This is a genomic window from Paraburkholderia sp. RL17-373-BIF-A (genome assembly GCF_046030175.1).
Classification (GTDB): domain Bacteria; phylum Pseudomonadota; class Gammaproteobacteria; order Burkholderiales; family Burkholderiaceae; genus Paraburkholderia.
In genome coordinates this window covers 24404-32283 of record NZ_JARESO010000079.1, presented here as the reverse complement: position 1 = coordinate 32283, position 7880 = coordinate 24404, and the positions used below count along the sequence as shown (strand labels likewise).

At 62.4% G+C, this 7880-nt stretch carries 9 protein-coding genes and 1 pseudogene; all 10 read right to left on the bottom strand.

Going from position 1 to position 7880, the window contains the following annotated elements; all coding sequences use genetic code 11:
* Window positions 1-153 (bottom strand): annotated as a pseudogene (locus P0D80_RS44030) (NAD-dependent succinate-semialdehyde dehydrogenase); the annotation flags it as partial.
* A 187-nt stretch (window positions 154-340) separates the two neighbouring features.
* Entirely contained in the window at window positions 341-1255 is a 915-nt protein-coding gene (locus P0D80_RS44025) for a LysR family transcriptional regulator (protein WP_408220642.1), read from the bottom strand.
* A 9-nt stretch (window positions 1256-1264) separates the two neighbouring features.
* Window positions 1265-1600 carry a ferredoxin gene (fdxA, locus tag P0D80_RS44020; RefSeq protein WP_408293531.1) on the bottom strand — a complete coding sequence of 112 codons (336 nt, stop codon included), beginning with the start codon at window positions 1598-1600 and terminating at the stop codon, window positions 1265-1267.
* Window positions 1600-2373 (bottom strand): enoyl-CoA hydratase-related protein, encoded by a 774-nt coding sequence (locus P0D80_RS44015; RefSeq protein WP_408178228.1) that lies wholly within the window; start codon window positions 2371-2373, stop codon window positions 1600-1602. The genes fdxA and P0D80_RS44015 overlap by 1 nt, the downstream gene beginning before the upstream one ends.
* Entirely contained in the window at window positions 2370-3551 is a 1182-nt protein-coding gene (locus P0D80_RS44010; protein ID WP_408293528.1) for a CaiB/BaiF CoA transferase family protein, read from the bottom strand. The genes P0D80_RS44015 and P0D80_RS44010 overlap by 4 nt, the downstream gene beginning before the upstream one ends.
* Entirely contained in the window at window positions 3548-4933 is a 1386-nt protein-coding gene (locus P0D80_RS44005) for an FAD-dependent oxidoreductase (RefSeq protein WP_408293525.1), read from the bottom strand. The genes P0D80_RS44010 and P0D80_RS44005 overlap by 4 nt, the downstream gene beginning before the upstream one ends.
* A 37-nt stretch (window positions 4934-4970) precedes the next feature.
* Window positions 4971-5810 carry an ABC transporter permease gene (locus P0D80_RS44000; protein ID WP_132381091.1) on the bottom strand — a complete coding sequence of 280 codons (840 nt, stop codon included), beginning with the start codon at window positions 5808-5810 and terminating at the stop codon, window positions 4971-4973.
* Complete coding sequence (locus P0D80_RS43995) at window positions 5810-6643, bottom strand: ABC transporter ATP-binding protein (protein WP_132381093.1); 834 nt, start codon at window positions 6641-6643, stop codon at window positions 5810-5812. The genes P0D80_RS44000 and P0D80_RS43995 overlap by 1 nt, the downstream gene beginning before the upstream one ends.
* A gap of 3 nt (window positions 6644-6646) precedes the next feature.
* Complete coding sequence (locus tag P0D80_RS43990; RefSeq protein WP_408293522.1) at window positions 6647-7510, bottom strand: ABC transporter substrate-binding protein; 864 nt, start codon at window positions 7508-7510, stop codon at window positions 6647-6649.
* 9 nt (window positions 7511-7519) lie between these two features.
* Complete coding sequence (locus P0D80_RS43985) at window positions 7520-7678, bottom strand: hypothetical protein (RefSeq protein WP_408293519.1); 159 nt, start codon at window positions 7676-7678, stop codon at window positions 7520-7522.
* Window positions 7679-7880: the final 202 nt, after the last annotated feature.

Genomic DNA, 7880 nt, shown 5'->3' with positions numbered 1-7880 from the left:
CGCCCGGTCCAGATCGGCAATGCCGGCGTGCGCCACTGTGCCGATGGCCTTGCCGGTGGCAGGGTTGATGACGTCGAGAGTCTTGCCGCTGGCGGCGTCGCACCACTCGCCGTTGATCAGAAGTCGGGTATCCGTATAGCCTGATGTGACCATGTTGTGTTCCTGATAGTTGGGGGACCATCTACCGCTATCAGGATGATGGCGGGCGGTCGTGAATGAAGGGCCAAAATGCAGCCCGTCACTTAAGATGACTAATTACATGCACGCGAAGGCGCGCGATCACTACCGAACGCGGCGTCGCCCTGCCCACGGCAAAGCGCGATCAGCGACAACGCGGAGATCAGGCGTTGCGCAGCGACAAGTCGACGTGCTTCAGGCGTCGCACGATACGTTCAACGAACTCCAACGTTACGTGAGGCAGCGCGCGCTGGTTCGGTGTGATGACGCCGACGGTGAGCGCGTTGACGTTCACGTCGTCGAGCGGTCTCCATACCACGTCACCGCGCGCCAGTTCGTCGAGAAAAGCCAGCTTGGAGAAAAACGAAATACCTCGACCGGACGCAATGAGCCGCTTGAGCAGCGTCGTCGAGTTACACGTGACGCTCGGCTGTAGCGACTCCCAGTACTCGGGAAAGTCGGTGGTGACGACGCCCTGGATCGGCGATCGTCCTTCGAGCCGCAGAAACGCATGATTGCGGCATTCGTCGAAGCTGATGCGCTCCGTCTTCGCTAGCGGATGCGACGATGCCATGACCACGCCCGGCGGCAACGATACTTCGGTCACGACATCGAGCCCGGCGGGCAGCTTCGTGATATACGAAATGCCGACGTCATATTCGCCACTGACCAGCCGCGTCGGTACGTCATGGGGCGGCACGGCGGCGATCGAATAAGTCACAGCCGGATAGGCGTCCGAAAACTCCTCGACGGTCGCCGGTAGAAAGTCGACGAAAAGCGAATCCATTGCCACCACTGACACGTGCCCCTTGCGCTCGCCTTTCAGGTCGTCAAGTTCGCTGCGCATCAAATGGAAGTCGTTCAGCGTCGCGCGAATGTGTTGCAGCATGCGCTCGCCGGCCGCGTTCAACCGGATACCGTTCGGCAGCCGGTCGAACAGTTCGGTCCCCATCTCGGCTTCGAGCTTCAGGATCTGCCGGTTGACCGCGCTCGACGCGACATAGAGATTCTGCGCGGCCTTGCGGATCGAACTGCACCGAGCCACTTCGACAAAATATTTCAGGACATTCGCATGCATCGTGTTTTCTCAGTTCATCGGCCGCACCGTCCAGGCCGCGACCACGGGATGATCGCAGGCTACCTTGCCTACGTCGCACGCGCCACCCGGGGAACCGAGCGCACTGGCGTCAGGCCCGAAGAAATCCCGGTTCACAGCGGCGAACATGGCCTCCGATTGCGAGAGTTCTTCATCGTGAAAGATCGCCTCGGTCGGACACACTGAGACACACACCCCGCAGTTGATGCATTCCTCAGGGTGGATGTAGAGCGTGCGCCCGCCCTCGTAGATACAGTCAACCGGACAACATTGCACACACGCACCGTCTTTGACGTCGATGCAGGGCGAAGTGATGACATAGGCCATCAGCGTGCGCTCCAAACCGGTTTGCGCTTCTCCTGGAACGCGCGCACGCCTTCGTTCGCGTCTTCGGATTGAAGTGCGGCCACCAGGGCGGGCAGTCGCAACGCCTGAGCGTCCGCCGGCGAGAGTGTGGACGTGCGCTTGACCACCTGCTTGATCGCCTGCAGCGACAGCGGAGCGCACGCGAGCAGCGCCTGAACCCAGCGCTCGACGGCGGCATCCAGTTCGGCACGCGGCACGACTTCATTGACGAGGCCCATGTCGAGCCCCTCGCGTGCCGAAATCCGGCGACCGGTCATCAGCATCGCCATTGCCTGGCGGTACGGAATCTGGCGTTGCAGCAGGGTCATGCCGCCGTCGAGCGGCATGCGCCCGACGAGCGCCTCGGGCAGCCCGAAGCTCGCCTCGTCACAGGCGACCACCAGATCGCACCCCAGCAACATTTCGAAGCCACCGCCCAAAGCATAACCGTTGACCCGCGCAATCACCGGCACGTTCAGCGTCTCGCGCAGCGCAATGCCGCCGAAGCCGCCCGGGCGCGGCGCCGCCCAATATTCAACACCGCTCACCGACGGGTTCTTCAGGTCCGCGCCGACGCAGAACGCGCGCTCGCCCTCGCCGGTCAGGACCACGACCCGCACGTCGCGGTTATGCTCGAGCTCGGTCCACACGCGTTGCAGTTCTGCTTCAGTGGCAAGGTCCACGGCGTTGAGCGCTTCCGGCCGCGCCAGCGTCACCGTGGCAACGTGCCGGTCGATGACAAGACGTACGCTCATACAGCCTCCGTGGCGACCTTGCCGCGTAATTGTTGCAGGACCTCTTCGGTATGCTGGCCGAGGCGCGGCGGCCCGCGCCGCAGGGCAACCGGCGCGCGCGAAAGCTCGATCGGGCTGCCGATGAAGCGCACCGGTTGGCCTTCGCCCTCGCCTTCCAGAATCAGCTGGTTATGCAGCGTCTGAGGATCGACCAGCGCTTCACGCAGATCACGCACCGGCGCACACAACAGGTCCTGCTCCTCGAGCCGGGCGAGCCAGAAGTCGCGCGTGTTGCTCGCAAAGCGCTCGCGGAAGATCCGCTGCAATTCGGTCTTGTGAACGAACTGCTGGTTGAGATTGCAGAAGCGCGCGTCGAGCGACAGGTCCTCGATCTGCAGTGCGGCGCAGATGTCGCGCAGCGGATTCGGCTTGAACGCACCAACGAGTACCAGCGCACCGTCCTGGGTATCGAAGACACCTGAAAGCGGCATGGCAGCCCAGTTCACTTCCGAGTCGGCCATCATGATCATGGCGGCTTCCTGCATCTGCATCGCGAGCATCGAGTTGTACAGCGACACGTTGACCTTTTGCCCTTCCCCCGTGCGCTCACGATGCAGGAGCGCGAGCAGGATGCCCTGCACCATGTGCATGCCCGCCGAATAGTCGGCGAGCGCTGTCGGGTACACGGAAATCGGCAGCGACTCATCGGCGCGGCGCGCCATCACACCGCTCATCGCCTGGGCAAGTACGTCCTGGCCGCCCTTGTGCGCATAGGGTCCGGTTTCGCCAAAGCCCGTGCCCACCGCGTAGATGATCCTCGGGTTCAACCGGCGGCAGTCTTCGTAGCCGACACCCATACGGTCCATCACGCCCGCGCGGAAATTGCTGACGACCACATCCGCGTCCGCGATCAGTGCCTTCAAATCGGCCAGTTGCTGCGCGTCGCGCAGGTCGAGCGCCACGCTGCGCTTGTTGCGATTCAGACTGCAGAAGATCGGATTGTCCGCGCCGGCTACCGGCTCGAACGTCGAGCGGCTCAAATCGCCCGCGCCTTTTCTCTCGACCTTGATCACGTCGGCGCCGTAATCGGCGAGCATCTGCGTGCAGACCGGGCCCATCATGACCTGTGTGAGATCGACGACACGCACGCCGGCAAGCGGCAGGTCAGGTGTCTTGGCAATGTTGTCTGCGACGCTCATGCGGCCTCCCGCTTATTGATGTGCACGGCAAGCGGCGGCACGTCGGCATTACGGCCGGTCTGGTCGCCCGGGTCCGCGCCTTGCGCACGCAAGGTTTTCTGCAGCGCGTGCACATCGACGTCGCGCACCCGCACCCCCGCATCGAGCGCGAGTGCGGCAGCCACACCAGCGGCTTCGCCCATCGCCATGCAAGGCGGGATTTCACGCGACATCTTCTGCGCCTGCGAGGTCGCCGAATAGTGCCGGCCGGCGACCAGCAGGTTGTCGATCTGCTTCGGCAGGAGCACGCGATACGGCATGTAGTAGTCACGGCCACGCGCGATGCTGTCGTCGAAGCGGGTACGCTGCGCGAGGTCATCCTTCGTCATCACGTACTCGCCTTCGAGCAGGCGCGTCTGGCGCACGCCCGTTTGCGGCGCGACATCGATCACGTAACACTGCTCAAAACCAGGGAGCTTGCCGCGCACGAAATCGACCACCGCGTGAATGTGCTGGCGGCCCTGCACTTCCGCGCGTGTCAAGTCCTCAGGCTTGAGGCCATCGAGACCCGCCATATGCGGGCAGTTGCACCAGACCACGCCGGGCAGCGGTGTCTTCAACCACCAGTAGCCCCACGAACCACCCAGAATGCGCTTGATCTGGCGATCCAGCGCCGCAAACGCCTCAGGCTCTTCGGCTTCGAAACGCTCGGCCGCCTCCGTATCGACGCCGCCGAGTCGAAATACGGTCGTTGTGATATAGGTGCCGCCAACATGCGGCACACCCGCCGACGCCGCGACATCCAGGTCTCCCGTCGCATCGATCACCACGTCGGCGAGGATCGCTTCACGGCCGCTCTTTGTCTCGCAGATCACGCCCTTCACCTGACCGTCCTCGACCAGCGTGCGCGAGAACCATGAATGCAGACGCAACTTGATACCGAGCGATTCCACCATCTCCAGCGCGACGCGCTTCATCGCATCCGGATCGAACGCCGCGGCGAAACATACCGGGTGAGGTGTCTTCTGGCTGTGAAAGTCGAAGGTTCCCCAGCGCCCCCACTTGCGATACGCAGCCGGATCCTCGCCCCATTCGTCCGAGCGCGGGAACATCGCCAGCTTGCGCGCCGCCATTCTTTCGATGAAGGTCATGCAGACGCCACGCACCGAAATTTCCTGCAGGTGGTTGTCCCACATGTCGTCGAGTACCAGCACCATGCCGCCGGATGCAAGGCCGCCCAGGTGGTTGTAACGCTCCAGCAGAATCACCTCGGCACCGTTGCGCGCCGCCCCGATCGCTGCCGACAGGCCCGCGGGGCCGCCGCCCACCACCACGACGTTTGCCTTGGCCGCCACGCGCACATCGCGCGCGCTTTCCTGAATCCAATCGCTGATCATGTTCATTTTTCGCCTCTGAGAATTCGGGTGTTTCGTGTTCGGTTCAATGCGTGCTTTCGGGTTGCCATCTGACCACCAGGCGTTCGACAATCGCGATCACCAGAAAAAACAGGCCGGACAGCACGGCGCTCATGATGATCGCCGTATACAGCAAGGCCGAATCGAAGCTGTAGGTCGCCTGAATGATCATTGCGCCGATACCTTGCGTGGCGCCGATCCATTCGCCGACCACCGCGCCAATCACCGACATCGACGCGGCAATGCGCAATGCGGAGAACAGATACGGCAGCGAAGCGTAGAGGCGCAGCTTGAAGAAAATTTCGCGCTTGCTTGCCGAGAGAATCTGCATCAGTTCCATCGCCTGCGGGTTCACCGCCTGCAGTCCGCGGACCATGTTCACGAGCGTCGGGAAAAAACAGACGATCGCCGCGATCGTGATCTTCGGCTCAAGACCGTTACCCATGATGAGAACGAGGATCGGCGCCTTCGCGACCACCGGAATCGAGTTGATCATCACGGCGACGGGATAGAAGATGTCCTGCAGCGTCTTGTTATGCACGAAAACGGTGGCGATCAGGATCGCCGCCAGGTTGCCGAGCAGGAAACCTCCCACTGCCTCGATCGCCGTCGGCACCAGGTTCTGCAGCAGCACATCGCTCTTGCTGAATAGCGTCTCCAGAACCAGGAACGGCGACGGGGCGATAAACGGCTTCACATGAAAGCCGGCCACGACCGCCCACCACGCGAACAGCAGACCCGCGACGCCGAGTACCGGCAGCAGGCGCGCCCGCCACAGGCGCTGACGGCGACGCGCAAGCCAGGCCTGCGCTTCAGGATCCGCCGCTTGCGACGACAGATTCAATTGCATTTCGGACGTGGTCATCAGCAGGTCTCCAGTACGCGTCGCAGATAGGCAGCGAGTTCGACGAATTCGCGGGTCTCGCGGATATCGAGCGTTCGATCTTCTGGCAGCCCGACCGGGACGATCTCCTTCACACGCCCGGGATTGGCGGCCAGCATCAGCACTCGCTGGCCGAGAAACGCCGCCTCATAGATGCTGTGGGTAACGAAGAGCGTCGTGAGGCCCATCTCTTTCCAGACGCGACGCAATTCTTCGTTCAGACGGTCACGCGTGATTTCATCTAGCGCGCCGAACGGCTCGTCCATCAGCAGGACTTTTGGGTCGCTGACGAGGGCACGCGCAATCGCCACACGCTGGCGCATTCCGCCTGACATCTCGTGCGGGTAAGCGTCCTCGCGACCCTTGAGGCCGACCAGTTCGAGCAGTTCACGCGGTGTCGCCCGGCCCGCGCGGGCCTTGCCGCCCGCGACTTCGAGCGGCAACTGCACGTTCTGGATAGCCGTGCGCCACGGCAGCAGGGCCGCGTCCTGAAACACAAAGCCGATGTCCCGATGCTCACGCGCAATTCGGGGCGCCGCGCCGAGCACGCTGATCTCGCCGCGGCTCGGCTTGATGAGGTCCGCGACGACTCGCAGGAACGTCGACTTCCCACAGCCCGATGGACCGAGGAGCGTGAGGAATTCACCGGCCGCGACATCGAGGCTCAAGCCCTCGATCGCGGTGACACTGCGCCGGTCGGTGAAGAAACGCACGTTGATATTGCGGCAGCTAATAGACAGCGGGGTGTCTTGCAGCGCGGCGACGGACGAACCGACCCCTTCCGCGCGCGGCGGATTGATAGTGGCAGCATGCATGGATTACACCTTGAGGCGAGAGGAACGGGTAGCGTTGAGAACGTCCATCGTCATCACGTCATCGACTTTTGGCTGACTTCCGCGGAACTGGCCCAGTCGACCGTACATCGTGATCTGCTCTTCCCAGACCTTCGCGTCCATCGTGCCCCAGCCCTGCGTCTGCGTGGTTTGATCGAACGCGTAGCCCATCAGCGAATCGATCGCGACACGCTCGTCGGCGCGGTTCAGGTTCGGATATTCCTTGATGAGCAGATCGACGGCCTGGTCGCGATGCGCGTTCGCGTATACCCAGCCACGCGCGGTTGCGCGCAGAAACCGCGCGACGGTGTCGGGATGGTCCTTGAGCGTCGCGGTGTTCGCGTAGTACGGCAGCGCGTAGAGGCGCACGCCGGTGTCCCACAGGCGCAAGTCGACGCGATCTACCCCGAGCGGCTTGAGCGCCGTCGTGTTGGTTTGCCAACCGGTTACCGCGTCGACCTGCCCACTGAGAAGCGGCATCATGTCGGCACCGATCGGCACGATGTTGACCTGACTTTCCGGAATTTTGTTCTTCGCGAGCAGCGCCTTAAGCAGCACCATGCCCGTCGACTGAATTCCGATACGCTTGCCGATCATGTCGTGCGGTGTGCGTACGGGATTTTTCTTGAGCGAAAAGAAACTGTAAGGATGTTGCTGCAACCCGACCGCGATGCACTTGATCGGCAAGCCTTCTGAGACGGCCAGCATGATCGACGGACTCGAGGAAATCTCGCCGGCCTCGGATCGGCCGGAGGCAACAATCGCGACGCCGTCGATGTTCGGGCCACCCGGCTGGATGCGGAAATCGATTCCTTCCTGCTCGTAATATCCAAGCCGCTTTGCCGTCACCTCACCGACCTAGTTGCCACCCGGAATCCAGCCCAGTTGCATGTTGACTGTTGTCCTGTCGCCTGCAAAGGCACGCACCGAAAGCAGTGCGCCCGTTGCAGCCATGCCGCCCGCCGCAAGCGTTATCCGCAGCAAACGCCGACGTCCGGCATTTTCGATTACTGACATCATCTCCTCCGTTGGTCCTTCCTGGATACAAGGGGCAGGTCATCTAACGCTGAGTGCTGCCGGTCAAATCGATTATTAAGAACCAAAAGTGTCCCCGCAAGCATCAATTTTGAAGCTGAGTGATGCCGAAATTAGAGCGGCTATCTGCGCAGGCTTTCTGACAAAGCGCCCAAATGTGTGCGCGATTCGCGCACCAGTTCGG